This is a genomic window from Variovorax sp. 01N425, assembly GCF_056399465.1.
In genome coordinates this window covers 266,907-292,906 of sequence record NZ_JBFTRJ010000003.1, presented here as the reverse complement: position 1 = coordinate 292,906, position 26,000 = coordinate 266,907, and the positions used below count along the sequence as shown (strand labels likewise).

The following is a 26,000-nucleotide window of genomic DNA, read 5'->3' as shown; positions in this document are numbered from 1 at the left end:
GGTGTGCGGGACGGCGGCGGACTTATGCAATATGGTTGCACATGCGGCCGCGCCGTGACAGCTGGTTGCAAGCTCGGCTCAGTGTTTTCCTCAGAGTTCGACGGCTTGAAACTCGCTAGAGTGAAGGCGGCCGTTCAGGCTTTTCGCACACATCAAGGAAAAAATCATGAGCAAGAAAGTTGCATATGTCACCGGGGGCATGGGTGGCATCGGAACAGCCATCTGCCAACGCCTTCACAAGGACGGCTTCACTGTCGTCGCAGGCTGCGGCCCCACGCGCGATCATGCCAAATGGCTGGCCGAGCAGAAGGCCTTGGGCTTCGAGTTCCATGCGTCGGTCGGCAATGTCGGCGACTGGCAGTCCACCGTCGAGGCCTTTTCGGCCGCCAAGGCAGCGCACGGTCCCATCGACGTGCTGGTCAACAACGCCGGCATCACGCGGGACCGCATGTTCCTGAAAATGACGCCCGAGGACTGGAGCGCGGTCATCGAGACCAACCTCAACAGCATGTTCAACGTCACCAAGCAGGTGGTGGGCGACATGGTCGAGAAGGGCTGGGGCCGCATCATCAACATCAGCTCGGTCAATGGCGCCAAGGGCCAGGCGGGGCAGACCAACTATTCGGCGGCCAAGGCCGGCATGCACGGCTTCACGATGGCGCTGGCGCAGGAGCTGGCGAGCAAGGGCGTCACGGTCAACACCGTGAGCCCGGGCTACATCGGCACCGACATGGTCAAGGCCATCCGCCAGGAAGTGCTCGACAAGATCGTGGCCACCATTCCGGTCAAGCGCCTGGGCGAGCCGAGCGAAATTGCTTCCATCATCGCGTGGCTTGCCACCGACGAGGGCGGCTACAGCACGGGCGCCGACTTCTCGGTCAACGGCGGCCTGCACATGCACTGATCATGCTGACGAGAAGCTGATCGAAAAGACCCGCCGAGGCGGGTTTTTTCATTTCTGCGATGTGGCTTCTACGTATCAGAGAAGCGGTCGATTCGGTTCTACAGTTTCCAACCCCTCCGGAGGCAACATGGCAGACACAACAATCACACCCACCAGAAAGCTCCCGCTCTATCGTTCGCTCTACGTGCAGGTGATCACGGCGGTGATCATCGGCGTGCTGCTCGGCCACTTCCAGCCGGCGCTGGGCGAGGCCATGAAGCCGCTGGGCGATGGCTTCATCAAGCTCATCAAGATGATCATCGCGCCGATCATCTTCTGCACCGTGGTGGTGGGCATCGCGGGCATGGAAGACATGAAGAAGGTCGGCAAGACCGGCGGGCTGGCGCTCCTGTACTTCGAAATCGTGAGCTCCATCGCACTGGTGGTGGGCCTCGTGCTGGTCAACCTGCTCAAGCCCGGCGCGGGCATGAACATCGACCCGTCCACGCTCGACACCAAGGCGCTCGCGTCCTATACCGGCCCGGGCAAGATGACGGGCACGGTCGACTTCCTGCTCAACGTCATTCCCAGCACGCTGGTCGACGCCTTCGCCAAGGGCGAGATCCTGCAGGTGCTGCTGATCGCGGTGCTGTTCGGCTTTGCGCTGCACCGCTTCGGCGGGCGCGGCACGCTGGTGTTCGACGTGATCGAGAAGGGCTCGCACGTGCTCTTCGTGATCGTGGGCTACATCATGAAGCTGGCGCCCATCGGCGCCTTCGGCGCGATGGCCTTCACCATCGGCAAGTACGGCCTGGGCAGCCTGTTCTCGCTCGGCAAGCTGATGGGCACCTTCTACCTGACCTGCCTCTTGTTCATCTTCGTGGTGCTCGGGCTCATTGCGCGCTTCCACGGCTTCAGCATCTGGAAGTTCATCAAGTACATCAAGGAAGAGCTGCTGATCGTGCTGGGCACCTCGTCCTCCGAGTCGGTGCTGCCGCGCATGATGGAGAAGATGGAAAACCTGGGCGCCAACAAGACCTGCGTGGGCCTGGTGATTCCCACTGGCTACTCCTTCAACCTCGACGGCACCTCCATCTACCTCACGATGGCGGCCGTGTTCATTGCGCAGGCCACCAACACGCCGATGACGCTGATGCAGGAGATCACGCTGCTGGCCGTGCTGCTGCTCACCTCCAAGGGCGCGGCGGGCGTCACGGGCAGCGGCTTCATCGTGCTGGCGGCCACGCTGTCGGCCGTGGGCCATGTGCCGGTGGCGGGCCTGGCGCTGATCCTGGGCATCGACCGCTTCATGTCGGAGGCGCGTGCGCTGACCAACCTGATCGGCAACGGCGTGGCCACCATCGTGGTGGCCAAGTGGACCAACGAGCTCGACACCGAGCGGCTGCACGCCGGGCTCAACAACGAGAGCTGGGTCGAGTCGCAGGAGCCCGAAGTGCTCGAAGGCGCACGCATCGCAAAGATGGCCGATTGATGCCCGTGTGAAGCCAGAGGGGCGCATCGTTCCTGCAAAATGGAGCAATGCCCCACAGCGTTTCCCTGATCAACACGATTGCCGCCGGCCTGGGGCTGGCGCTCGTGCTGGGTTTCCTGGCGCTGCGGCTGCGGCTGCCGGCGCTGGTGGGCTACCTGCTCGCGGGCGTGATCATCGGGCCGTTCACGCCGGGCTTCGTGGCCGATGCGGGCATTGCGGCGCAGCTGGCCGAGATCGGCGTGATGCTGCTGATGTTCGGCGTGGGCCTGCATTTTTCGCTCGACGACCTGCTGGCGGTGCGCAAGATCGCGCTGCCGGGCGCACTCGCGCAGATCGCGGTGGCCACGGTGCTGGGCGGTGCACTGGCGCTCTGGTGGGACTGGTCGTGGGGCGAGGCGCTGGTCTTCGGCCTGGCGCTGTCGGTGGCAAGCACGGTCGTGCTGCTGCGCGCGCTCGAGAGCCTGGGCATTCTCGATTCGTTCACCGGGCGCATCGCGGTCGGCTGGCTGGTGGTCGAGGACCTCGCCATGGTGCTGGTCCTGGTGCTGATGCCGCCGCTCGCGGGGGCGCTGGGCGGCCAGGCGGGCGATTCGGCCAACGCCGATCCGCTGTGGCAGACGCTCGGCGTCACGCTGCTGCAGGTGGGCGGGTTCGTGGCGCTGATGCTGGTGGTGGGGCGGCGCGCGTTTCCTTGGATTCTCTGGCAGGTCACGCGCACCGGCTCGCGCGAGCTGTTCACGCTGTGCGTGATCGCGGCGGCGGTCAGCATCGCCTTTGCGTCGGCGGCGCTGTTCGGCGTGTCGTTTGCGCTGGGCGCTTTCTTCGCGGGCATGGTGATGCGCGAATCCGAATTCAGCCACCGCGCGGCGCAGGAGTCGCTGCCGCTGCGCGATGCCTTCGCGGTGCTGTTCTTCGTGTCGGTGGGCATGCTCTTCGATCCCTCGGTGCTCGTCGAGCGGCCGCTGCAGGTGCTGGCGGTGGTGGGCGTGATCGTGCTGGGCAAGTCGCTGGCCGCCTGCGCGCTGGTGCTGGCGTTCCGCTATCCGCTGGGCACGGCGCTCACCGTGAGCGCGAGCCTTGCGCAGATCGGGGAGTTCTCGTTCATTCTTGCGGGGCTCGGCGTCTCGCTCGGCCTGCTGCCGGTGGAGGGGCAGAGCCTGATCCTGGCCGGCGCACTGATTTCCATTGCCACCAATCCGCTGTGGTTCAGCCTGGTCGCACCGATCGAGAAATGGCTGCACGGCCGCTTCCCGGCGGCGCGCAGCCTCGAATCGCACGACCATCCGCTGGCCGAACTGCCGACCACCACCGAAGCCCGTTACCTGTCCAGGCAGGTGGTGCTGGTGGGCTATGGCCGCGTCGGGCGCCGCATCGCGTCCGAACTGGAGGCGCACGACATTCCCTACGTGGTGGCGGAGCAGAACCGCGAGCTGGTGGAGAAGCTGCGCGAGGCCGGCGTGGCGGCCGTCTGGGGCGACGCGGCCGATCCGGCCGTGCTGATCCAGGCGCACATCGCGCGTGCCCGCGTGCTGGTGGTGGCCATCCCGGACGCCATGAACGTGCGGCAGATGATGGAAACCGCCCGCACCCTCAATCCGGCCATCGAAACCGTGATCCGCAGCCACAACGAGGAAGAAGCCGGGCTGCTGACGCGCGAGATGGCCGCCACGGTCTTCCTGGGCGAACAGGAACTCGCGCAGGCCATGGCGCGCGACGTGGTGCGGCGCGCAGCGGCGGCCGCCTGAGCCGCCGGCGGATCGATCGAGCAGAGGGTTTGGGTCAAAGGTCTTCGATGACCAGCGTGCGATAGCGCTGCGCGATCGAATAGGGCACGGTGCGCACCAGTTCCATCAGGCGGTTGGCGTCCTCTTCGTGCTTCGTTCTGACCAGGAGGCCGGCATGGCCTTCGCGCGCCAGCTTGGTGTAGGCACGCACGGTGGCCGCGTCGGTGCCGGCCGACGGCAGCGGCTCGTCGGCTTCCCTCACGGTGGGCGAGATCTCCTCCAGGATCGTGGCCGCGGGAAGCAGGTAGATCTCGTCGCCGCTCACGCCGTTCTCGATCAGCTTGTGGCCGATGCGGTTGGCGTCCTCCGTGCTCGGGAACATCACCATCGAGTAGCCTGTGGGGTAGAAAGCGCCGCCGATGCTCGAGCGCATGCGGGGCTCCAGAACGAAATTCTTCATGATGCTGCCTCCTGGATGATGCAGTTCTTTGCCCAGCACACTAGGCCTGCGGCCGCACGCCTGCTGTAGGCCTGCTCCCCGAAATTCCGCAGGCTGGGCGCGCCAGCCGTCGAAGCGGGTCCGGCCCGCTCCTGTACACTGGCGGCTTCATGCCGTGCCAATCCTTCCCCTCCACCGTCTGCGCAGCCTCCATGGCCCGCATGATGCCGCCTGCCTTCGCGCGGGCGGAGGGGTCATTGGTTGCACGAATGATTACCACCATTACCACCGCGGCCACCTGAGCACGCGCAGGTGGCCGTTTCGGCAGCCACCTGGTGTATCGCTCTTCTTCCCCGAATGAATGAAACCCAGCTCTGGCAGCTGGGTTTCTTGTTTTTCATCCGGAGATGTCCATGTACCGCGATCCAGTCCAGTCCCTCGAACCCCTGCCCAGCCGCCCCGCGGCCATCCGTGCGCTGCGCGTGGGGATGATCGGCATCGGCACCGTCGGCTCGGGCACATTCCGGGTGCTGGCGCGCAACCAGGCCGAGATCGCGGGCCGGGCGGGCCGGCCCATCGAGCTGGTGATGGTGGCCGCGCGCAACCTGGTGCGCGCCGCCGCCATCGTGGGCGCGGATGTTCCGCTCACGGACGACCCGCTGCGCGTGGCCACCCATCCCGATGTCGACGTGGTGGTGGAAGTGGCCGGCGGCACCGGCCCGGCGCGCGAATGGGTGCTGGCCGCCATCGCGCACGGCAAGCACGTGGTCACGGCCAACAAGGCCCTGCTGGCGGTGCATGGCGCCGAGATCTTTGCCGCGGCCCGGCGGCATGGGGTGGCCGTGGCCTACGAGGGCGCGGTGGCGGTGAGCATTCCCATTGTCAAGGCGCTGCGCGAGGGCCTCGCGGCCAACCGCATCGAGTGGGTGGCGGGCATCATCAACGGCACCACCAACTTCATCCTGAGCAAGATGAGGGATGAAGGCCTGGACTTCGCAGCCGCGCTCGCGCAGGCCCAGGCGCTCGGCTATGCGGAGGCCGATCCGGCCTTCGACATCGAAGGCATCGACGCCGCGCACAAGCTCACGCTGCTGGCCGCCAATGCCTTCGGCACCACCGTGCGGCTTGCCGATGTGCAGGTGCAAGGCATCACGGCACTCGAGCGGGTGGACGTGGCCTCTGCCGAGCAGCTGGGCTACCGCATCAAGCTGCTGGGTGTGGCGCGGCGCCGGGAGGAGGGCGTGGAGCTGCGCGTGCAGCCCGCGCTGGTGCCCGCATCGCACCTGATGGCGCATGTGAGCGGGTCGATGAATGCCGTGATGGTCAAGGGCGATGCGTCCGGCGTGACGATGTACTACGGCGCGGGCGCCGGCTCCGAACAGACCGCATCGGCGGTGATTGCCGACCTGGTCGATGTGGCGCGGCTGGACGGCACCCATGCCGCACAGCGCGTGCCGCACCTGGGCTTTCATGCGCACGCGATGAGCGCGTTGCCGGCGCTGCCCCGCGCCGAGGCATGCGGCGCGCACTACCTGCGCATCCCCGTGCAAGCCGCCAGCCAGATCGAGGCGGTGTCGGGCTGGCTGGCGGGGCAGCAGGTGCCGGTGCAGCAGGTGGCGCTGGCGGCTGCGCAGCCCGGCATGGGCGCACAGCTGCTGGTGCTCACGCAGCCGGTGCGGCAGGGCACGATGGACCTGGCGCTGCATGCGCTTCAGGCGCATCCCTCGGTCGCAGGAAAGGTCACGGCGCTGTGCGTGGAGGCGCTGGCCTGAGACAGAATGCGCCACGGCATGCATTGGCAGGCCGATGGAACGGAGTGGGTGCAATGGATTTCGCCTGGCATGGTGGCCTTCTTCGATGGATGCGGCGCGAACTGCGCATGGAGCGCTGGTTCCTGGGCATGGCGCTGGCGCTGGCCGCACCCGCATTCGCCCAGGCCGCGGAGCCGGCGGAGGGCGCCGCTTCATCCTGCGAAGCGGAAGAGGCCGCGCTGGAGCACGACATGGACCTGGCCCGCTCCAGGGGCCAGATGCTGCGCCGCCGGCAGCTCGCCGAGAACCTGGACGCGCTGCGGGCGCGCTGCCGGGCATCGGAGCCGCCGCAAAGCCGCGCGGCGCGCATCGACAAGCTGGAGCACGACGTCCGCGCGCTGCGGGCCGAGCTCGAACATGCCGAGGCGCAGCTGCGCGAGCTCAAGAACGAACGGCCCTGACGGCCGCGCCGGTCCGCGTCAGAGCCTGGGCAGCTGCATGCGCAGGCGCCGCGCCGCTTCTTCCTGGCGCGCGTCGTCCACCTCGCGCAGCACGTTGCCCAGGTCGACGGGGCCGGTGTCGCGCGCATGCGTGCCGCTCAGCACCGACTCGACGCGCAGCAGGCCGCGCTCGTACAGGTGCCAGATCTCGTCGCCGTAGTGCGTGCCCAGGAGCTCCGGCGCGAACTGGCCGAAGAAGTTGCGCAGGTTCTCCACGTCGCGCAGCAGCATGCGCTTCGCGTGGTTGTTGCCCGCCGCATCCACCGCCTGCGGCAGGTCGATCACCACCGGGCCGTCGGCCGCGAGCAGCACGTTGAATTCCGACAGGTCGCCGTGCACCACGCCCGCGCACAGCATGCGCACCACCTCCTTCAGCAGGCTGGCGTGGTGCTGCACGGCTTCCTCGCGCGTGAAGGCCACGTCGTTCAGGCGCGGGGCCGCATCGCCGTTGGCATCGGTCACCAGCTCCATCAGCAGCACGCCTTCCAGGAAGTTGTAGGGAACGGGCACGCGCACGCCGGCCGCCGCCAGGCGGTAGAGCGCATCGACCTCGGCGCTTTGCCAGATGGCCTCGGTCACCTGGCGGCCGAAGCGCGTGCCCTTGGCCATGGCGCGCGTTTCGCGCGAATTGCGCACGCGGCGGTTCTCGGTGTAGTCGACGGCCTGGCGGAAGCTGCGCTTGTCGGCTTCCTTGTAGACCTTGGCGCAGCGCGTCTCCTCGCCGCAGCGCACCACGTAGACCATGGCTTCCTTGCCGCTCATCAGCTGGCGGACCACCGTGTCGATCAGGCCTTCGTCGACCAGCGACTGCAGTCGTGGTGGTGCTTTCATTGGTACCGCTCCATCGGATCCAGCGGGCGGGTCGAGAGGAAGGCCCTCAGGCTTTCCGGGCCGATCTGGTAGACCGCATCATGCCTGTGCGGCGCGAAGCCCAACCGGTGGTTGATGGAGAGCATCGGCGCGTTGACCTCGGCGTTGCTGGTGATGACGGTGGCGACCTCCGGGTGGCGCTCGCGTACCAGCGCCAGCATGGAGGCCTTCACGCCCTTGGCCAGGCCCTTGCCGCGCCAGCGCGGCGCCACGGCCGTCAGCTGCTGGTACATGCGGTCCGGAAAGCGCTGGTCCCAGCTGGCGTCGCACATGGCGGCCACCTCGTCGCCGTCGAGCAGCAGCACCAGAAAGTGCTCTCCGCCGCGCTGCGACATGTCGGCATACCAGGTGCGGTAGTTCTCGAGCTCGTAGCGCATGCGCGGCATGTCCAGCGCATTGGTGGGCGCGTCGTTGATGAGCGCCGAGAAGGGCGCGATCAGGCTGGCCAGGCGCTCGAAGGGCACGCGGCCGGCGTGGATTTCGGCGCGCAAGCCCCCGCCGGCGGCGAATGCCTGCGATTGCCAGCGGGCGAGTTCGTCCCACGGCAGTGCATCGAAGGCGGCCCGGTTCTCGACGGCGCGGTGCTTCTCGATCGCGCCGATGGCTGCGAGAAACGCATGCCCTTCGGGCAAGTGGGCCTTGATGCTGGCCGTGGTCTTGCCTTGCGCTTCCATGAAGCCGAGCAGCACGCGCAGCAGTGCGCTGGCCACGCCGCGCCGCCGGTGCGGCCGCAGTACACCGCCCCAGGCATCGAGATAGGGCGCGAAGGCGGCATGGTCCGGCGAGCCTTCGCGGCGAAAGCTCAGCGTGAGGCTGCCGATGAACTCGCCTTCGCAACTCGCGAGGACCCGGTGGAAGGCCAGCAGCGGCAGGTGCTCACGCAGCGCGCGCTCGGTGTCGGCGCTGGGGATGCGGCGCTCGCCGGGGTGGTCTTCCTCGGTGCGAAGCTGCCAATAGCGATGGAACTTCTCCCAGCTTTCGGTGGACGCCTGATGGGGATCGAAAACGGATATCGAAAACGGCCGCGGATGCGCGGCGCGGGTTTCAAGCATGGTGAGCCTTGAGGATTCTGGAAACGGACAGATCGCGGCCGGCAACTGCTTGCCGGCGGCGGCGTTTGAATCTCGGGCGGTTTGCGGTTGCGGCCAGGAAGCGCCGCAAGGGTCGAATTGGCTGTATCAGCAACTCTTCGAAGAACCGACAAACCGGCCGATCGTGGAGCAATGAATAGCTGTGTCTTCCATCGCGCACCTCCGATCCGGGTTGTTTGTCGAGGCGTCGAATGTAGCGGCCTTGCCGCGGCCTGTGAAGTGCCGCGTGGCATGGGCGCCTCTGCGCGACCCGATCGCTATCAGCTTTCGCGCATCGCTTCAAAGGGCGGCCGGCTGTTTCCACGTCGCGATTGCCGGGATTGCGTGCGCCATGAGGTTGTACCTGGATGCCATCGCAAAATCGATTTCACGGACCAGCCCAAAAAGCAAGAACGGTTCGCAGCCTCCCTCCATCCAATCATTGAATCGAAGGAAATCCGAATGACCATCTCCAACGCCAAGCGTCTTTCTGCCATCGCACTGGCCCTCGCTGCCGCCGCCGGCGCCGCCCATGCCGAAACCTATGAAGGCGTCCATCCCCTGACCACCGCCGAGAGCCGCGCCAACGTGGCTGCCGGGGCCGTGGTGGCCGCACGCATTGGCAATCCCTATGCCACGGGTGTCGATGCCGGCCCGAAGCATCCGCCGGTCGCCATGAACAACCGCGACACCGTGCGTGCCGAAGCGGTGGCCGCCGCACGCGCACCGGACCCGTACGCCGAAGCGGCCTCCTCGGGCACCACGCCGATCGTCGCCGGTGCGGTGGACCGCGCAACGGTGCGGGCCGAAGCCTATGCCGCCGCACGCGGCAATGCGCTGCCGCTGTAGTTGCAGAAAGGCAAGAAGGCCGGGCCTGCGAAAGCGGGCCCGGCTTTTTTGCGTGGAGCGCCGGCCGGCGCCGCACCTGGCCGATGTAAGGTGGCGGGCCCAAGCAGAGATTCGAAATGAACAAGAGCAAGCTCGCCGCATTCCTCCTTGCCTGCGCATCGGCAATGGCCGCCTCCGCCCAGGAGTGGCCGACCAAGCCCGTACGCCTGATCGTTCCCGCGCCCGCCGGCAGTTCGCTCGACCTGATCGCGCGCACGCTGGCCGACCGGCTACGCCCCCTGTGGAAGCAGCCCATCGTGATCGAGACCAAGGCCGGTGCGGGCGGCCTGATCGGCATGGACGCCGTGGCCAAGGCGCCGGGCGATGGCCATACGCTGGGCATCGGCTTCAACGGGCCGATCGCCTTCGGCCCCTACATGTACAGCCGCATGCCGTATGCGCCCGCACGCGACCTGGTGCCGATCGTGCTCACCACCTCGCAGCCCAACGTGCTGGCGGTGCAGGCCGGCAACCCTGCCAACACGCTGCCGGAATTCGTCGCGTGGGCGAAGAAGCAGGGCCACCCGTTCAGCTATGCGTCGGTGGGCGCGGGGAGTTCATCGCACCTGACGATGGAGCTGTTTCGCAGCGTGGCCGGCATCGAGGCGGTGCACGTGCCCTATGCCGGATCGCCGCCGGCGGGCCTTTCGGTGGCGGCCGGCGACACGCAGGCGCTGTTCACCGTGGCACCGGCGCTGCTGCCGCTCGTGCAGGGCAAGCGCATCAAGCTGCTCGCGGTCACGAGCGCGAAGCGCTCCGAGCTCATGAAGGACCTGCCCACCGTGGCGGAGTCGGGCTATCCGGGCTTCGAGTCGCTGGCGTGGAACGGCCTCTTCACCGCGAGCGGCACGCCGCCCGAGGTGGTTCGCCGCATCAATGCCGATGTGAACACGGTGCTGCAGGAGCCCGCCGTGCGTGAACTGCTGGCCAACCAGGGCCTGGTGGCGGGCGGCGGCTCCGCCGAGGAGTTCGGCTCGTTCATCGACAGCGAGGGCCGCAAATGGGGCGCGATCATCGCCAGGCGTGGCATCCGGCTCGACCAGTGAGATTTTTCGGGCGATCTGGAATTCAGATCAATTGATCCGAATTTTCGATTTTACGGATGACGGCGGGCTGCCTAAAGTCCGCCTCGATGAATGCCAATGCACCGCCCCCACTGCTGATCGGCTGCGCGGCCGGCTTTTCCGGCGACCGCACCGATGCGGCGGGGCAGGTGGTCGACACGCTGATCGCGCGGCTCGCCGGCGGCCCGGCCGGCCAGCGTGCCTTCCTGATCTTCGAGACGCTGGCCGAACGCACGCTCGCGCTCGCCCAACTGCGCCGCCGCGACAACCCCGACGCCGGCTACGAGCCCTTGCTCGACGCCATGCTGCGGCCCGTGCTGGCGCGCAGCCTCGCGCACGGCATCCGCATCGTGAGCAACTTCGGCGCGGCCAACCCCCGCGCCGCGGCCCGCCACATCGCCCGCATGGCGCGCGAACTGGGCGCCGATGCGCCGCGCATCGCGGTGGTGGAAGGCGACGATCTTTCGGGCCCTTCGCACCGCGCGCTCTTGCATGAAACGCTGGGCGCGCAGATGGAGGGCCTGCGCATCGTCAGCGCCAATGCCTACATCGGCGCCGAGCCGATTGCCGCCGCGCTCGACGCCGGCGCGCAGATCGTGGTGTGCGGCCGCGTGGCCGACCCTTCGCTTGCGGTTGGCCCCGCCATGTCGCACTTCGGCTGGCGCGCCGACGACTGGCACCGGCTGGGCCGCGCCACCATGGCAGGCCACCTGCTCGAATGCGGCGCGCAGGTGTGCGGCGGCTATTTCGCCGACCCGGGCTACAAGGACGTGCCGGGGCTCGACAACGTGGGTTTCCCGATTGCGGAGATCGATGCCGACGGCCAATGCACCATCGGCAAGGCTGACGGCACCGGCGGCCTCGTGAGCGAAGCCACCGTGAAGGAACAGCTGCTCTACGAAGTGCACGACCCGAGCGCCTACCTCACGCCCGACGTGGTGGCCGACATCGCAGAAGCCGAAGTGCGCGCGCTGCCCGGCGAGGACCGCGTCGAACTCTCCGGCGTGCGCGGCCACGCGCGGCCGAGCCATTACAAGGTCAATGTCTGCCATGAAGGCGGCTGGCTCGCCGAGGGCGAAATTTCCTACGCGGGGCCGCGTGCCGAGGCGCGCGCCCGGCTCGCGGCCGAGGTGCTGCGCAAGCGGCTCGACGGGCTGGCGCTGCGCGTGGACCTGATCGGCGCGCTGAGCATCCTGGGCGACGACGCCGGCCGCATGCTCGCGGACACGCCCGACACGGGCCTGCGCGACGTGCGCCTGCGCGTGGCGGCCACGCATGCGGAGCGCGCGCAGGCCGAGCGCCTGGCGCGCGAGGTCATGGCGCTCTACACCTGCGGACCCGCGGGCGGCGGCGGCGTGCGCACCGCGCTCACGCCGCGGCTCAACACCCTGTCGTGCCTGCTGCCGCGCGAAGCGGTGCCGGTGCGCTTCGAACTGCTCGGCGCGGAGGCCCTGGCATGAACACACCGACCGACGAGATGATCGAAGTGCCGCTCTACCGCGCGGCCCACGGCCGCACCGGCGACAAGGGCGACCGCTCCAACATCAGCGTGATCGCCTGGCATCCCGATCTGTATGCCTTGCTGGCCGAGCAGCTCACGCCCGAGCGCGTGTCGATGCAGTTCCGCCACCGCGCACCGGCGCGGGTGCAGCGCTTCCTGCTGCCCCGGCTGCATGCGATGAACTTCGTGCTCGACGCGGTGCTCGACGGCGGCGTCAACGATGCGCTGAACCTCGATGCGCACGGCAAGGCGCTGTCTTTCCTGCTGCTCGACATGCCCATCCGCGTGCCGCGCGCGCTCGTGCCGCTGCTGGCGGGGCCGTAGCGGCAGCCATCCATTTTTTTACCAGCCATCCATCCGGAGACAAAACAATGAAACGACGTTCCCTCACCCTTTCGGCCGCCGCGCTGGCCCTGGTGCCGCTGCTGGGCCACGCACAGCAGCAGGCCTTCCCGGAAAAGCCCATCACCTTCGTCGTGCCCTTTGCGGCCGGCACCGCCACCGACCAGATCGCGCGTGCGCTGGGCAACAGCATCACGGCCGAAACGAAGCAGCCCGTGGTGATCGACAACAAGGCCGGCGCCAGCGGCTTCATCGCCTCGCAGCAGGTGGCCAAGGCCGCGGCCGATGGCTACACCGTGCTGATCACCACCAACACCACGCATGCCGCCAACGAGCACCTGTTCAAGAAGCTGCCGTACGACCCGGTGAAAGACTTCGCGCCCGTCACCGCGCTCGGCAAGGGCGGGCAGATCATGGTGGTGAACCCATCGTTCCCTGCCAAGAGCGTGGCCGAGTTCGTGGCGCTCGCGAAGAAGGAGCCGGGCAAGTACAGCTTCGGCAGCGGCAGTTCGTCCAGCCGCATGGCGGGCGAGCTGCTGCAGCAGATGGCCGACATCAAGCTGCTGCACGTGCCCTACAAGAGCAACACGCTCGCCGTCACCGACCTGCTGGGCGGCCAGATCCACATGATGATCACCGACGCGGCCACCGGCCTGCCGCAGGTCAAGGCCGGCAAGCTGCGCGCATTGGGCGTTTCGAGCGCCGCGCGTTCGCTGCTTGCACCCGACGTGCCCACCATCTCGGAAGCCGGCGTGAAGGGCTACGAGATGGGCTACTGGTTCGCGGCCTACGCGCCCGCGAAGACGCCGCCGGCCGTGGTCAAGCGGCTCAACGAACTGCTGGTGAAGGCCGCGAAGAGCGCGTCCGCGAAGACGGCTTTCTACGAGCCCACCGGCACCGAGGTGTTCACCACCTCGCCCGAAGAGCTCGCCAGGTTCCAGACGGCCGAGTCGCAGAAGTGGGGCCGCATCGTGAAGGCCGCCGGCATCGAAGCCGAGTAGGGCGCGCACCGGCCGCAGCGGAGATCGGCACCGCGCAGACACCCCAACGAAGGAGACAAACCATGAAACGCTGGAGCCTGTTGGCTGCCACGGTGGCTTCGGCCGCCCTTTTCCTGAGCGCATGCGGCGGAAGCGGCGGTGGAGGGGGCGGTGGCTTCGTGCTGCCGCCGCCGGCCGCAACCACGCCGCCGCCGGCAACTGCCGAAGCGCCCAAGTTCAAGCTCGCGATCTCGAAGACCGAGGACGTGGCCGGCACCTTCGGCAGCGTCGGCGCCTACGAGAAGATCACCGGCACCTTCACGGGCGAGGTCGATCCGAAGGATGCGCGCAACGCCATCATCCAGGACCTGTCGCTCGCGCCGCTCAATGCCAACGGCAAGGTCGAGTACAGCTCCGACTTCGTGCTCTTCAAGCCCAAGGACATGGGCAAGGCCAGCGGCGTGCTGCGCTACGACGCGCCGAACCGCGGCAACATCGTCAACCTCGATCCGTACTTTGCATCGCGCGGCTACGTGTTCCTCACGGCGGCCTGGCAGGGCGATGTGCCGGCCGCGGCGGGCAAGCTCACGCTCAAGGTGCCCGTGGCCCGCAATGCAGACGGCAGCAGCATCACCGGCACCTACCGCGCCGAGCTGCTGCCCACGGCGGCAAGCAACGATTCGCTGCCGCTGCCCGGCGGGCCGTTCAACGCGGCCATGCAGGCCTATGCGACCGCGAGCCTGGACAACACGCAACCCGGCTACGTGCTCACGCGGCGCATCAACGAAGCCGATGCGCGCCAGCTCATTCCCGCGAGCGACTGGAAGTTTGCCAAGTGCAGCGCCGCCGCACCGTTCCCCGGCACGCCCGACGAGACGAACGTGTGCCTGCGCGACAAATGGGATCCGGCCTACATGTACGAGCTGGTCTACGTCGCGAAGGACCCGAAGGTCATGGGCCTGGGCCTTGCCGCGGTGCGCGACATGATCGCCTTCTTCCACCGCGAGGCGAGCGATGCCGCGGGCACCGCCAACCCGGTGGCGGCCGCCATCAGGAACACCATTGCCTCGGGCGTGTCGCAGTGCGGCAACTTCATGAAGACCTTCGTGCACCTGGGCTTCAACCAGGACCTCGCGGGGCGCAAGGTGTTCGACGGCGTGTTCGCGCAGATCGCGGCGCGGCAGACCAACATCAACATGCGCTTCGCGATCCCGGGCGGCGGCGGAGGCGTGCGCACCGACCACACGGCCTTCGGCCAGGCCGGCACGCGCGGCCTCTCGAAGGACTACGTGGACGACGTGGCGCAGCGCCGCGGCGGCATCCTGTCGCGCTGCGAGGCGAGCGGCACCTGCCCCAAGCTCTTCATCGGCATCAGCGGCACGGAGTTCTATGTGCTGCAGGGCTCGCCGCTTTTGACCGACGCCTGGGGCACGGCCGACCTCGTGCAGCCGGACAACGCGCGCATCTACTACTACGCGAGCACGCACCACCTGCTGGGCCTGCCCTCGCTGCCGGGCGCGAGCGCCGGGGCGCTCTATACCACCAATGCGAACGCCGGCGTGGTGCCGGTGGTGCGCGCGCTCTACCAGAACCTGGAAGACTGGGTCGTCAAGGGCGCCACGCCGCCCGACAGCCAGGTGCCCAAGCTGGCCGACGCCACGCTGGTGCGCCCGCAGCAGCTGAAGTTTCCGGCCATTCCGGGCGCGAACTACACGGGCCTGGTCAACACCTATTCGCTGCTCGACTGGGGGCCGAACTACCGGCCGCAAGACGAGAGCGGCATTGCCACGCAGGTGCCGCCTGCATACCTCGGCCGCGACTACGCCATCCTCGTGCCGCAGGTGGATGCCGACGGCAACGACATCGCGGGCATCCGCAGCCTCGACGTGGCGGTGCCGGTGGGCACCAACACCGGCTGGAACTACACCAGCAAGCCGGGCACCATCGACCTGGCAGGCTTGTTCGGCGCGTACTTTCCGTTTGCGAAGACGGCGGTCGAGCGTTCGGGCAGCGGCGATCCGCGGCCCTCGCTGCAGGAGCGCTACACCGACCAGGCCGGCTACCTCGCGGCCCTGACTGCCGCCGCCAACGACCTCGTCGCCAGGCGCTTCATGCTGCGCGCCGATGCGGATGCGGCCATTGCCAACGCGGCGGCGAATCCGGTGCTGCCTTAGCCCGAGTTCCTGCCGGCCGGCGCGGCGTGCACCGCGAAGCCCGCCTCGCCCGGTGCGATGTCGCCCCGCAGTGTGAGCGCGGGAATCTCGTAGTCGCCGGCGTTCTGCGGGCGGAACGGGATCGGCTCGGTGGTTGCGAGCGTATCGAGCCGGCGGCCCAGTTCTTCGGTGATGCGCGCGTAGGCCGCGGCATCGACCTTGCCGGTGCGGTACACCACGTAGGGCGGCAGCACCTCGAAGCCGGGGTAGTAGAGAATGCCGTGGTGGATCGGGAACAGCAGGTCGTCCATCGGCCCGTTGATGCCGCGCGCGCTGTAGTGCGAGGCCCAGCCGCCGGTCGTGACCACCAGCATGGCGCGCTTGCCGGCCATCACGCCCTGGCCGAAGCGGTCGCCCCAGTGCCTGTCGGAATGCTCGCCCACGCCGTAGGCAAAGCCGTAGGCGTAGACGCGGTCGACCCAGCCCTTGAGGATGGCCGGCATCGTGTACCACCACAGCGGAAACTGGAAGATCACGGTGTCAGCCCAGAGCAGCTTGGCCTGCTCGGCGGCGACTTCCTCGCGCTGGGTGCCGGCCTCGAAGGCGCGCTGGGAATCGGCGATGGGGTCGAAGGGTGCGCCGGGCTCGAGATGCGCGAAGTCGTCGGCGGCCAAGGTCGCCTTCCATTGCATGGCGTACAGGTCGGACACCTGCACCTCGTGCCCGGCCTGCACGAGACGTTCGCGCATGAACTGTTTGAGCGAGCCGTTGAGTGAACGGGCTTCGGGATGGGCATGGACAAGAAGGATTTTCATGGCTGCATGGTTCGTCGGATGAAGATGCAGGCAGGTTAGGCCTCGTCGAGCTATATTGGAAATGAATATTCAGAATTCCAGGAATAGCGATGGACAATTTCAAGCGGCTCGACCTCAACCTGCTGCTCACGCTCGACGTGCTGCTGGCCGAACGCAGCGTGACCCGTGCCGCCGAGCGCCTGAACCTCTCGCAGCCCTCGGTGAGTGTGCAGCTCGCCCGGCTGCGCGAGGTGTTCAGCGATCCGCTTCTGGTGCCCGCGCAGCGCGGCATGCGGCCCACCGCGCGCGCCGACGAATTGCGCGAGCCGCTGCGCGAAGCGCTCGAATCATTGGGCCGCGCGGTGGCGCCCACCAAACCCTTCGACCCCGCCGAGGCGACCACCACCTGGCGCGTGGCCGCGGCCGACTATGCCGAGTCGGCGATCCTGCTGCCGGCGCTCGCCGGTCTGCGCGCGGCCGCGCCCCACACGCGGCTGGCCGTGGTGGAGGCGGTGCCCTCGCGCATGGCGCGGCAGCTGGAGCAGGGCGAGATCGACCTGTTCTTCCACACCAGCGTGGGCGCGCCGTCCGGGCTGCACCGGCGCGTGCTGTTCAACGAGCGCTATGTGCTCGCCGGGCGCACCGGCCATCCGCGCCTGAAGCGCCGGCCCACGCTTGCGCAGTTCTGCGCGCTGGAGCATGTGGTGGTGTCGCTCGGCGGCGGCGGCTTTGCCGGGCCCACGGACGATGCGCTGGCGCAGCAGGGGCTCGCGCGGCGCGTGGCGCTCTCGGTGCCGCATTTCCTTTTCATGATGTCGGTGCTGGCGAGCACCGACATGGTTGCGATGCTGCCAGAGCGGCTGGCGCGCGGCGCGCCGGGGCTGCGCGTGGTGGAGGCGCCGCTGGAAGTGCCGGGCTACGAGATGGCGATGCTGTGGCACGAGCGGCGCCATCGCGACCCGGGGCATCGCTGGCTGCGGGAGCGGATTGCGGCGAGCCTGTAGGCGCCGGGCTACTTGGCCTGAGCCCTGAGGACATCGGACTGCCCGGCAGGGCAGGCAAGGGGCGAAGCGCCTGCGCCCTCGAGGCGATAGGCAATCCGAGCCAACTGGCCAGGCCTGTCGGCCGGGTATGGCGGGGCTGCCGGTTCGCGCTGCGGGATGAACCTCTCCAGAACCGGCTCGGCGAGCCCGGGCCGGGCGAGATGCCAGCGGCGGCTGTGCTGGCCCTGCTTCGCGAACACATGGGCGAGGTGCTTCTTGACCGTGTTGACGCTGATCCCGAGTTGCTCGGCGATTTGCTTGTTGGACAAGTCCCGGTGCATCAGCGACAGCACCTCGTCCTCCCGCGCTGTCAGCCGGATTGCAGGCGGCGTCGAACCCGATGCCGGACGCCCGCCCGCCACAGTCCATCGCAGCACGGAAAGATAGAGTGCCTGCAATACCGGCCCCGGAAAGCCCAGGATCCCTGCCAGCACGGCATCGAGCGATTGCGCGAACTGCTCCGCGCTCGCTTCCCATTCGACGCAGCCGCGCGCCTGGATCCGGATCGCCGCATCCAGGCCCTTCGCCGAGGGCTGCTCCCAGCCAAGAAGCCAGTCGGTGGCTGGGAAGTGGCGGCGCAGATCGCCCAGCTTGCCGATCCCTTCCGGGGAAAGAAGCGCGATGTCCACCAGCAGCAGGCGAGGCGCCTGCTGGCGGCAACAGGCTTCCAGGTCGCAGATGCTGTTCATCTGCGCATGTTCGACGCTGTACATCCGCTCGGGACGGTGCCTCGACGCCAACAGGTCCAGTCCCAGCAGCGTTGATGCGCAGCTCGGACAACATGCAATCAGAACCGGAACGCGGGTTGCGAACGCATGCGGCGAAAGAGATGGGCTCTCCACGCGAACGGGATGAAAGCATTTCGATGTCCGCGGTGCGCTCGGCGCGAATGGCGGCAGCGGGCGAGGGTCTGGCGTCGAGGGCCGCGGATCCGCGTTCCAGGCGGAGCCAAGCCCCGCAGACGAGCGTGGGACATGTTCCATGTTTTCCCCCGGGATGCCTGTTCGTTGCACCCTTAAATTAATGATAAAGGGTTACACGATTGTTCGGAATGATTCCTGGGCGTTGCAAGGTATCGAGATGTATGCGGCGGTCCAGGCCGCGATGGCGGCGCGGCGCGTCACCCTATGGGTGACAACTTTCGAACTATGGACAGTGCGCGGGCCCGCGGTTCAGCATCGTCTCCCCTTTGCTGATAAGTGAACCTGCTCCATTGCCAGCAAGCGCGGCCCGTTTCGAGTTGCGCGGTTCTCCGTCGGCCGTATTTTTCCTAACTCGAGGAGCGTTTATGTCTGTGCTGATCACGACGGCCATCTCGACCGTCACCCTGGATGAATCCGCCGGGCTGCAGAACTCTGTCGCTACCCCCGCACCTGCGCAAGACGCTAACGACAATGACATCCTCGCAAGCTCGCTGCCGACCGCTTTCAGCAGCCGCCTGAGCACCCTGGGTGCGGCGGCTCCAACCAAAGCCGCCTTGAGCGGCTATGCGGGGGGGAGCAGCACCGGCGCCAACGCATTCACGTTCACCGCAACCGGCACGGTCACCGATCTTTCGTTCACCGGCTCGACGGGCGCTCCGCTCAATGGCCTGGACAGCGGTCTCAACACCGCCGATGGCGAAGACATCTTCCTGTTCACCGATACGGCCAACAACAACATCGTCCTGGGAAAGACCAGCGCCGGTGTCATCGTGTTTGCCGCCTACCTGGAGGAAACGGGAACCCCGGTGTCGGGCGCCAAGATCTGGATGGTCCAGTATGAAGCGATATCGAACCCCGATCCGGCCAACGCCGACGATTCAGTCAACCTGCTGAACAAGGTCTTCGTGAGCGTCAGCCAGGATGCGGAGTTCAATCTCGAAGGTGCGCCATCCGGCCAGAACCTGTTCCTGATGTTCACGAAGGAGAACCCGACCATCGTCAACGGCCGCATTTCCGACGTGACGATCATCGCGACCGGAAAGGACCCGGCCAATCAGTCCGGGGCCGATGCAGCCGACACCCATGACGACATCAACATCAGCACCGGAGACACGATCAACACCAGCAAGGCCGGCGGACCGACCACGTTCGGCACCAACAGCCAGATGATCACCGAGCAGGAAGGCATCCGCTTCACGTTCGTGACCGGCGCCAAGGCCGATGTCACCATCCCGAACCTGGACCAGAACGAAGCCGATCTGGAGTCGAACATCGACTTCACCGGCATGTTCGGTGCGAGGACCGCCGACTTTGACGTTGTGCAGTTGCAAAGCGGAAAGAGTGCCCAGGTCAAGATCAGCGCGTACAGCACGGCGGTCGAGTCCGGCACCAGCTTCGTCGATGGCTATGCGGGCGACACGGTGATCTCGATCACGAGCGTGCGCGTACTCGACTCCGTGACCGGGGCGGTCTACGAAACCTTCGCGAACGGCGCCGAGGGCGGAGTGAGTTCGGCCATCGGCATCAGCATTACCGGCGGCGTTGCGACGATCACCGGCGTCAAGGCCGGCCAATCCATCGAGTACACGACGTCGGCCGACCACAACCGCGTACTCATCGAAAACGGGGCGGCCCTCAATGCATCGGGCAACACCCACGCCGACTTCGACATCGGGGGGTTCAGGCTGCTGCAGGTCTCCTCCGCAACGGCAGAGGTCGGCTCGACGATGAATTTCGAGGACGACGGGCCGTCCATCGTGCTGGCGACGCCCACCGACACCGCGCTGGTCAACACGCAGGACGCCGACACCATCGGAGCCAACACCGACTCCGCCAACACGAACTTCGCGACCGCCTTCGGCACGGCGTCGAGCAGCTATGGCGCCGATGGAGCGGGCTCCACCGACGCGGCCTTCGCGCTCGGCGTGAAAACGCAAGGTGGGGACTCAGGCCTCAAGAGCGATGGCGCGACCATCTACCTGTATCTGGTGAGCGGCAAGGTCATTGGCTCGACCTCCGGCACCGAAGCCGGCATTCTTGCGACCAACACTATTTTCGACCTGGCCGTGAGCGCAAGCGGTTCGGTGACGCTGCAGCAGTTCTCGGAAATCGACCACGCGCTTCCGGGGTCCTCGTCGAACTACGCGGCCCAGCAGGCCACGATGGCCGACGACCTTGTCACGCTCAGCGATACGGTGACGATCACCGACCAGGACGGCGATACCGCGAGCGATTCCAAGGCGCTCAACATCGGCGGCAACATCAAGTTCGATGACCACGGCCCCTCGGTCGTGCTGGCAACGCCCACCGACACCATCCTGCTCAACACGCAGGACGCCCAGACCATCGGCGCAGCCACCGACTCCGACACGCAGAACTTCGCGACGGCCTTCGGCGTCACATCGAGCAGCTACGGCGCCGACGGGCCGGGCACCACCGGTTCGGCCTTTGCGCTCGGCCTGTCCGCGCCGGGCGGAGCATCCGGACTCACGAGCGACGCCGTCTCCATCAAGCTGTACCTGGTGGGCGGGAATGTCATCGGTTCGACGGCCGCCGCCGCGGGCGCCATCACGGCGGACAACACCATCTTCGACCTGGCGGTGAGCGCGACTGGTTCGGTGACCTTGCGGCAGTTTGCGGAAATCGACCACGCGCTGCCGGGCGCGGGTTCCAACTACGCGGCCCAGCAGGCCACGCTGGCCGACACGCTGGTCACCTTGACCAACACGGTGACGGTCACCGACGGGGACGGCGACACCGCCAGCGATTCGAAGGTGCTCAACATCGGCGCCAACATCAAGTTCGACGACCACGGCCCGACGGTGACCGCCATCTCGGACCTCACCGGAGCGAACGACGCCCAGCCCATTGCCGGCACCTACAACTTCTCCGTGGGCGCGGACGACGTGGACAACGCGTCGATCGACGGCATCGTGCTCAACAGCCTCACGGGAACGACCGCCGGCGGGCGCCCCATCACCGATGCGGCCGTCGCGCACTTTGCCGAAGACGCCACGACGGTCACCTACAACTTCAGCTTCAACTACTACCCCGGGCCGACGTCGACGACGACGCAGGCGGCAACCGGCACGGTCATCTTCAACAAGACGGACGGCACTTTCACCTTCGACCTGGACCAGGTCTTCGGTGGACAGACGACGTTCTCCACGAGTGCGCCGCTGACCTCCTTCAACTACGACACGGAAGGCAACAACTCGCCGGAGATCGTGGTCCAGCAGTACAGCAGCGACTTCTTCGGCGTGCTGTCCGCCAGGGCTGCCACGCCTCCAAGCGACACCAGCGACCTGGTGTCAGGCACCGATCACGCATATACGGCGGGCGAAACCTTCAACAGCGTGAGCGCCGGCTTTGTCAATGTCGCGACCAACACGCTTGGTGTGAACTCCGACACCGTCCAGGCCGGCGAGTTGCTGAACTTCGACTTCTACAGGTCGAATCCGGTGAGCGATCCCAACCTGACGAGTCCGCCGCAGCGGCCCAACGCCACCGTCGTCGGCACGGACAAGGCCTACGCAGACGGATTGAACATCACGATCGATCAGATCACGGACGGCGAAGACGTGGCCGTCATGCTGAAGCTGGTCAGCAAGACGGACAGCAGCGTCTCGATGACCACGCTGCTCGTTGCCAACGCTGCGACGGACTACCAGTCCGCCGCAGGAGGCATGAAGATCGTCAGCATCGGCACGGACGACTACGACAGCGCCCACTACAAGATCGCGGGCGTGCAGGTCATGAGCAGCACCGAAGACATCACCGGCACGGGCATCAGCCTGAGTACCCACGGCTCGGTGAACCTGACGGCGACCGGGATGAACTATGCAGATACGTCGGACAACGACGTGTTCAAGATCATCAAGATCGACGTGATCACATCGGCGACCATCAATTCGGACGTGGACCTGAACTTTACCGGCCAGGTGATCGACGGCGATGCCGACTACGCGAACTTCGACTTTGGTGTCCACCTGGAGATCGATGGCGTGGCCAACCTGATCGGCACACCCACCCAGCAGACGGAGGCCGTCTAGGGTATCGATTGTCGAATCTGCGAGGTGCCATGAAACCTCAGGAAAAGTCTGGCGAACTGCGCGGGGCGGTGACAGCGCTCAACGCCTGCTTCGTGCGGGCGGCCTGGTTCAGCGTGTGCTCGGGCCTTCTCCTGCTGGCGCCTAGCGCGTACATGCTCGAGGTGTACGGGCGGGTCGTGAACAGCCGCAGCACGCTCACGCTGGCCATGCTGACGCTGCTGGTCCTGGCCGCCTACGGCCTGATGGAAGTGCTCGACTGGGCGCGCGCCGAGGTGATGTACCGGGCTGGGCAGAAGCTCGATCAGAGGCTGCGCAATCGCGTCTTCGCCGCCATCTTCGAAGCCGGCCTCAAGCGCTTGCCGGGCGGCACCGTGCAGCCGCTCAACGACCTTCGCACCTTGCGCGAATTCCTGTATTCACCGCCGCTGCTGGCGCTGATGGAAGCGCCGGTGGCTCTGGTCTTCATGGGGCTGATGTTCGCCATCAGCCCCGTGCTGGGCTGGTCGGCCGTGGTGGGCTCGCTGCTGCAGGTGTTCGTCGGCTGGCTCAACGACCGGAACACGCGTCCGCCGCTGGTGGCGGCCAATCGATGCGCGATCGAGGCGCAGCAGTATGCGGATGCGGCGCTGCGAAATTCGCAGGTGATCGAGTCGATGGGCATGCTGCGGGACGTGCATCGCCGCTGGATGGGCAAGCGGCGCGATTTCCTGCAGCGCGAAGCCCTGGCCTCGGACAACGCCGGGGCCTGCCAGGCCGTCGGCAAGTTCATGCAGGTCGCCATGGGTTCCCTGTTGCTCGGCCTCGGGGCCTGGCTGCTGCTGAAGAACCAGCTCAACGGCGATGCCGGGATGATCATTGTCGGCTCGATCCTGGGCGGCCGGGCCCTGGCACCGCTGGTGCAGCTGGTGGCGCAATGGCGCATGGTGGTCCACGCGGGCGATGCATGGCTGCGCCTGGGCAGCCTGTTGAGCGCCATCGCGCCGCGGCCGCAGACGATGGCCCTGCCGCCGCCCAGAGGCGCGCTGCAGGTCGAAAGCCTTGTCGCGGGCGCTCCGGGCGGCGGCCCGGCCATCTTGAAGAACGTGGCTTTCAGCCTGCTGCCTGGCGAGGTGCTTGCAGTTGTCGGCCCCTCCGCCGCGGGGAAGACGACCCTGGCGCGCCTCATCGTGGGCCTTTGGCCGGCCGCGAGCGGCAAGGTGCGGCTGGACGGCGCGGACGTGTTCGCGTGGGACAAGGCCGAACTCGGCCCGCACATCGGCTATCTGCCCCAGGACGTGGAGTTGCTCGAAGGCACCTTGGCCGAGAACATTGCGCGCTTTGGAGAGGTGCGGCCTTCGAAGGTCAAGGAGGCTGCGCTGGCCGTCGACCTGCATGCCGGCATCACGAGCCTTCCGCTGGGCTATGACAGCCCGGTCGGGCGCGAAGGCACGGCACTGTCGGGCGGCCAGCGGCAGCGGGTTGCACTGGCGCGCGCTCTTTACGGCGAGCCCGCGCTGGTGGTGCTCGACGAACCGAACTCGAGCCTCGACGATGCCGGTGACGCCGCATTGACGGCCGCCATCCTGAAACTCAAGGCGCGCGGCACCACGTTCGTCGTCATGACGCACCGCACCAGCGTGCTGGCCGTGGCCGACAAGATGCTGGTGCTGAGCGACGGCGCGATGCAGGGGTTCGGCCCACGCGACGAAGTGCTGGCCGCGCTGCGGCGAGCCGGCGAGCAGGCGATGGAGCGCGTGCGCAAGGCGGCCAACGCCGCGAGCGTCGCGCCAGAAGCGGGCGCGCAGCCATGAACAAGCCTTCGTTCTTCAGCCGCAGCGAACTGGCACGCGCGCTCTGGGGGTTCCGCAGGGAGTTCCTGCTGGTCGGGTCGCTGAGCTTTCTGGCCAACCTGCTCATGCTCGCGCCGACCCTCTACATGCTGCAGGTATTCGACCGCGTGCTGTCCAGTCAAAGCGAGCTGACATTGCTCGCGGTGTCCTTGATCACGCTGCTCCTGTTCATGGCGCTGGCCTTGTCGGAATGGCTGCGATCGCGCCTGCTGGTCCGGGCCAGCCTGCGCTTCGACCGGCAACTGAGCACGCGGGTGTTCAACGGAAGCTTCCTGGCTTATCTGGCCCAGTCGGCGTCCAGCCAGTCCAGGCCGTTCGCAGACCTCAACCAGATCCGCCAGTTTCTCACCGGCTCCGGCGTCTTTGCGCTCTTCGATGCGCCCTGGACGCCGATCTACATTGCGGTGATCTCCTTTCTTCATCCCTGGCTCGGCATCCTGGCGCTGGGGTTCGCGCTGGTCCAGGCCGCACTGGCCTGGTTCGGACAGCGGCAGACCGTCGCGCCGTCGGAAGAGGTCCTGAAAGCCGCGGGAGAGACGGCGGGCGACTTGCAGGACAAGCTCCGGAACATCGAGGTGCTCGAATCGATGGGCATGGTCGCCAATCTGCAAAGGCGCTGGAATCGCCAGCATGCGGCCACCATGGACAAGGGTGCGCTCGCGCAGGGCCTCATCAACCGCGTTGCCGGCTGGAGCAAGTTCATACGCTACAGCCAGCAGTCGCTCGCATTGGGGGCCGGCGCGCTGCTGGTGATCGATGGCCAGTTGTCGCCAAGCGCCATGATTGCGGCGAACGTGCTGATGAGCCGTGCGCTCGTGCCGATCGACCAGTTGGTCGGCACATGGCGCGGCTTCTTCTCCTGCCGCAGCGCGTTCCAGCGTCTCGAAAGGCTGCTGGACGAATTTCCCGAACGCGGCCACCCCCCTTCCCGGGGCCGGCCGACCGGCACCATCAGCCTGGAGGCTGTCTCTGCAGGGGCCGCCGGCCGCGCGGCGCCGATCCTCCAGGGTATTTCTTTTGCGGTTCCCGCAGGAACCGTGGTTGCGGTGCTGGGCCCTTCGGGCTCGGGCAAGTCGACGCTCGCGAAGGTGGTGGTGGGCATCTGGAGCCCGTCTTCCGGCGCGGTGCTGCTCGACGGGGAGCCGATCGGCGGCTGGAACCGCCTGGAACTGGGGCCGCATATCGGCTATTTGCCGCAGGACGTGGAGTTGTTCGGCGGCACCATCGCCGAAAACATCGCGCGGCTCGGGGAGATCGACTCGCGCAAGGTCATCGAGGCCGCAAGCAGCGCGGGCATGCACGAGACGATCCTGCGTTTTCCCAAAGGCTACGACACCCCCATCGGCGATGCAGGCAGTCTGCTGTCTGGCGGGCAGAGGCAGCGCATCGGACTCGCGCGTGCGATCTATGGCGACCCGTCGCTCATCGTCCTGGATGAGCCGAATGCCAACCTCGACGACGCCGGGGAGGCCGCATTGGTGTGCGCCATACGGCAGTTGAAGGCCAAGGGAAAGACGGTGTTCCTGGTGACGCACCGCCAAGGCGCGGTTTCGATTGCCGACCGCCTCATGGTCTTGCGGGACGGCGTGCTGGCCGCGGACGGGCCGCGCGATGCCATGCTCGCATCCCTTCGTCGCCCGCAGCCGCCGGTGCGAACGGCGGTCCTGGTGCAGTCGGCTTGAGCCGGCGCTTTCCTCCTGTC

The 26,000-nt window shown here is 67.2% G+C and carries 20 protein-coding genes; 15 read left to right on the top strand and 5 right to left on the bottom strand.

Annotated elements, in window-relative coordinates:
• The first annotated feature begins 166 nt into the window (after positions 1-166).
• The 3 genes from phbB (at position 167) to AC1DSC_RS06965 (ending at position 4,120) form a co-directional block, all read left to right on the top strand.
• Entirely contained in the window at positions 167-904 is a 738-nt protein-coding gene (gene phbB, locus AC1DSC_RS06975; protein ID WP_012747162.1) for an acetoacetyl-CoA reductase, read from the top strand.
• 127 nt (positions 905-1,031) lie between these two features.
• Positions 1,032-2,375 carry a dicarboxylate/amino acid:cation symporter gene (locus AC1DSC_RS06970; protein WP_012747163.1) on the top strand — a complete coding sequence of 448 codons (1,344 nt, stop codon included), beginning with the start codon at positions 1,032-1,034 and terminating at the stop codon, positions 2,373-2,375.
• Between the two features lie 47 nt (positions 2,376-2,422).
• Positions 2,423-4,120, top strand: a complete 1,698-nt coding sequence (locus tag AC1DSC_RS06965; RefSeq protein ID WP_369664418.1) for a cation:proton antiporter domain-containing protein — start codon at positions 2,423-2,425, stop codon at positions 4,118-4,120.
• A 34-nt stretch (positions 4,121-4,154) separates the two neighbouring features.
• On the opposite strand, the gene AC1DSC_RS06960 is transcribed toward AC1DSC_RS06965, so the two are convergent.
• Positions 4,155-4,559 carry a hypothetical protein gene (locus tag AC1DSC_RS06960; protein WP_018902859.1) on the bottom strand — a complete coding sequence of 135 codons (405 nt, stop codon included), beginning with the start codon at positions 4,557-4,559 and terminating at the stop codon, positions 4,155-4,157.
• A 392-nt stretch (positions 4,560-4,951) separates the two neighbouring features.
• Here AC1DSC_RS06960 and AC1DSC_RS06955 point away from each other — a divergent pair, with 392 nt between their 5' ends.
• Entirely contained in the window at positions 4,952-6,310 is a 1,359-nt protein-coding gene (locus tag AC1DSC_RS06955; RefSeq protein ID WP_018902858.1) for a homoserine dehydrogenase, read from the top strand.
• Between the two features lie 53 nt (positions 6,311-6,363).
• Positions 6,364-6,750: a DUF1090 family protein gene (locus AC1DSC_RS06950; protein WP_018902857.1), complete on the top strand. Its 387-nt coding sequence runs from the start codon at positions 6,364-6,366 to the stop codon at positions 6,748-6,750.
• An 18-nt stretch (positions 6,751-6,768) separates the two neighbouring features.
• Here the strand turns inward: AC1DSC_RS06950 and AC1DSC_RS06945 are convergent, their stop codons facing one another.
• Both AC1DSC_RS06945 and AC1DSC_RS06940 read right to left on the bottom strand, forming a co-directional pair.
• The gene (locus tag AC1DSC_RS06945) at positions 6,769-7,620 is read right to left on the bottom strand and encodes a PA4780 family RIO1-like protein kinase (RefSeq protein WP_018902856.1); all 852 of its coding nucleotides are present in this window, start codon (positions 7,618-7,620) and stop codon (positions 6,769-6,771) included.
• A complete protein-coding gene (locus AC1DSC_RS06940) occupies positions 7,617-8,711 on the bottom strand; it encodes a GNAT family N-acetyltransferase (protein WP_018902855.1) in 1,095 nt (364 codons plus the stop codon). Before AC1DSC_RS06940 ends, AC1DSC_RS06945 begins: the two co-directional genes overlap by 4 nt.
• A 480-nt stretch (positions 8,712-9,191) precedes the next feature.
• On the opposite strand from AC1DSC_RS06940, the gene AC1DSC_RS06935 reads away from it, so the two are divergent.
• The 6 genes from AC1DSC_RS06935 (at position 9,192) to AC1DSC_RS06910 (ending at position 15,678) form a co-directional block, all read left to right on the top strand.
• On the top strand, positions 9,192-9,578 hold the full coding sequence (locus AC1DSC_RS06935; RefSeq protein ID WP_478131789.1) for a helicase SNF2: 387 nt from the start codon (positions 9,192-9,194) through the stop codon (positions 9,576-9,578).
• Between the two features lie 116 nt (positions 9,579-9,694).
• Positions 9,695-10,663 carry a Bug family tripartite tricarboxylate transporter substrate binding protein gene (locus AC1DSC_RS06930; RefSeq protein WP_018902852.1) on the top strand — a complete coding sequence of 323 codons (969 nt, stop codon included), beginning with the start codon at positions 9,695-9,697 and terminating at the stop codon, positions 10,661-10,663.
• An 86-nt stretch (positions 10,664-10,749) separates the two neighbouring features.
• Positions 10,750-12,141, top strand: coding sequence for an acyclic terpene utilization AtuA family protein (locus tag AC1DSC_RS06925; protein ID WP_026283792.1), 1,392 nt, complete (start codon positions 10,750-10,752; stop codon positions 12,139-12,141).
• Positions 12,138-12,506, top strand: a complete 369-nt coding sequence (locus tag AC1DSC_RS06920; protein WP_018902850.1) for an AtuA-related protein — start codon at positions 12,138-12,140, stop codon at positions 12,504-12,506. The genes AC1DSC_RS06925 and AC1DSC_RS06920 overlap by 4 nt, the downstream gene beginning before the upstream one ends.
• A gap of 47 nt (positions 12,507-12,553) precedes the next feature.
• Positions 12,554-13,525 carry a Bug family tripartite tricarboxylate transporter substrate binding protein gene (locus tag AC1DSC_RS06915; protein WP_018902849.1) on the top strand — a complete coding sequence of 324 codons (972 nt, stop codon included), beginning with the start codon at positions 12,554-12,556 and terminating at the stop codon, positions 13,523-13,525.
• Between the two features lie 62 nt (positions 13,526-13,587).
• Positions 13,588-15,678 carry an alpha/beta hydrolase domain-containing protein gene (locus AC1DSC_RS06910; protein WP_018902848.1) on the top strand — a complete coding sequence of 697 codons (2,091 nt, stop codon included), beginning with the start codon at positions 13,588-13,590 and terminating at the stop codon, positions 15,676-15,678.
• On the opposite strand, the gene AC1DSC_RS06905 is transcribed toward AC1DSC_RS06910, so the two are convergent.
• Entirely contained in the window at positions 15,675-16,472 is a 798-nt protein-coding gene (locus AC1DSC_RS06905) for an NAD(P)H-dependent oxidoreductase (RefSeq protein WP_018902847.1), read from the bottom strand. The genes AC1DSC_RS06910 and AC1DSC_RS06905 overlap by 4 nt on opposite strands.
• Positions 16,473-16,561: 89 nt before the next feature.
• Here AC1DSC_RS06905 and AC1DSC_RS06900 point away from each other — a divergent pair, with 89 nt between their 5' ends.
• The gene (locus AC1DSC_RS06900; RefSeq protein ID WP_018902846.1) at positions 16,562-17,455 is read left to right on the top strand and encodes a LysR family transcriptional regulator; all 894 of its coding nucleotides are present in this window, start codon (positions 16,562-16,564) and stop codon (positions 17,453-17,455) included.
• Between the two features lie 8 nt (positions 17,456-17,463).
• On the opposite strand, the gene AC1DSC_RS06895 is transcribed toward AC1DSC_RS06900, so the two are convergent.
• On the bottom strand, positions 17,464-18,207 hold the full coding sequence (locus AC1DSC_RS06895) for a helix-turn-helix transcriptional regulator (protein WP_018902845.1): 744 nt from the start codon (positions 18,205-18,207) through the stop codon (positions 17,464-17,466).
• Positions 18,208-18,782: 575 nt separating this feature from the next.
• Between AC1DSC_RS06895 and AC1DSC_RS06890 the strand changes: the two genes are divergently transcribed.
• The 3 genes from AC1DSC_RS06890 to AC1DSC_RS06880 are packed head-to-tail and all read left to right on the top strand — an operon-like array spanning position 18,783 to position 25,980.
• Positions 18,783-22,469: a DUF5801 repeats-in-toxin domain-containing protein gene (locus AC1DSC_RS06890; RefSeq protein ID WP_018902844.1), complete on the top strand. Its 3,687-nt coding sequence runs from the start codon at positions 18,783-18,785 to the stop codon at positions 22,467-22,469.
• A gap of 29 nt (positions 22,470-22,498) precedes the next feature.
• Positions 22,499-24,259, top strand: a complete 1,761-nt coding sequence (locus AC1DSC_RS06885; RefSeq protein WP_038106472.1) for a type I secretion system permease/ATPase — start codon at positions 22,499-22,501, stop codon at positions 24,257-24,259.
• Entirely contained in the window at positions 24,256-25,980 is a 1,725-nt protein-coding gene (locus tag AC1DSC_RS06880; protein WP_018902842.1) for a type I secretion system permease/ATPase, read from the top strand. The genes AC1DSC_RS06885 and AC1DSC_RS06880 overlap by 4 nt, the downstream gene beginning before the upstream one ends.
• The last annotated feature ends 20 nt before the right edge of the window (positions 25,981-26,000 follow it).

Excerpts from the sequence above, each read along its gene's own strand:
- phbB (WP_012747162.1), top strand. The coding sequence starts at position 167 with ATGAGCAAGAAAGTTGCATATGTCACCGGGGGCATGGGTGGCATCGGA.
- AC1DSC_RS06970 (WP_012747163.1), top strand. The coding sequence starts at position 1,032 with ATGGCAGACACAACAATCACACCCACCAGAAAGCTCCCGCTCTATCGT.
- AC1DSC_RS06965 (WP_369664418.1), top strand. The coding sequence starts at position 2,423 with ATGCCCCACAGCGTTTCCCTGATCAACACGATTGCCGCCGGCCTGGGG.
- AC1DSC_RS06960 (WP_018902859.1), bottom strand. The coding sequence starts at position 4,559 with ATGAAGAATTTCGTTCTGGAGCCCCGCATGCGCTCGAGCATCGGCGGC.
- AC1DSC_RS06955 (WP_018902858.1), top strand. The coding sequence starts at position 4,952 with ATGTACCGCGATCCAGTCCAGTCCCTCGAACCCCTGCCCAGCCGCCCC.
- AC1DSC_RS06950 (WP_018902857.1), top strand. The coding sequence starts at position 6,364 with ATGGATTTCGCCTGGCATGGTGGCCTTCTTCGATGGATGCGGCGCGAA.
- AC1DSC_RS06945 (WP_018902856.1), bottom strand. The coding sequence starts at position 7,620 with ATGAAAGCACCACCACGACTGCAGTCGCTGGTCGACGAAGGCCTGATC.
- AC1DSC_RS06940 (WP_018902855.1), bottom strand. The coding sequence starts at position 8,711 with ATGCTTGAAACCCGCGCCGCGCATCCGCGGCCGTTTTCGATATCCGTT.
- AC1DSC_RS06935 (WP_478131789.1), top strand. The coding sequence starts at position 9,192 with ATGACCATCTCCAACGCCAAGCGTCTTTCTGCCATCGCACTGGCCCTC.
- AC1DSC_RS06930 (WP_018902852.1), top strand. The coding sequence starts at position 9,695 with ATGAACAAGAGCAAGCTCGCCGCATTCCTCCTTGCCTGCGCATCGGCA.
- AC1DSC_RS06925 (WP_026283792.1), top strand. The coding sequence starts at position 10,750 with ATGAATGCCAATGCACCGCCCCCACTGCTGATCGGCTGCGCGGCCGGC.
- AC1DSC_RS06920 (WP_018902850.1), top strand. The coding sequence starts at position 12,138 with ATGAACACACCGACCGACGAGATGATCGAAGTGCCGCTCTACCGCGCG.
- AC1DSC_RS06915 (WP_018902849.1), top strand. The coding sequence starts at position 12,554 with ATGAAACGACGTTCCCTCACCCTTTCGGCCGCCGCGCTGGCCCTGGTG.
- AC1DSC_RS06910 (WP_018902848.1), top strand. The coding sequence starts at position 13,588 with ATGAAACGCTGGAGCCTGTTGGCTGCCACGGTGGCTTCGGCCGCCCTT.
- AC1DSC_RS06905 (WP_018902847.1), bottom strand. The coding sequence starts at position 16,472 with ATGAAAATCCTTCTTGTCCATGCCCATCCCGAAGCCCGTTCACTCAAC.
- AC1DSC_RS06900 (WP_018902846.1), top strand. The coding sequence starts at position 16,562 with ATGGACAATTTCAAGCGGCTCGACCTCAACCTGCTGCTCACGCTCGAC.
- AC1DSC_RS06895 (WP_018902845.1), bottom strand. The coding sequence starts at position 18,207 with ATGTACAGCGTCGAACATGCGCAGATGAACAGCATCTGCGACCTGGAA.
- AC1DSC_RS06890 (WP_018902844.1), top strand. The coding sequence starts at position 18,783 with ATGTCTGTGCTGATCACGACGGCCATCTCGACCGTCACCCTGGATGAA.
- AC1DSC_RS06885 (WP_038106472.1), top strand. The coding sequence starts at position 22,499 with ATGAAACCTCAGGAAAAGTCTGGCGAACTGCGCGGGGCGGTGACAGCG.
- AC1DSC_RS06880 (WP_018902842.1), top strand. The coding sequence starts at position 24,256 with ATGAACAAGCCTTCGTTCTTCAGCCGCAGCGAACTGGCACGCGCGCTC.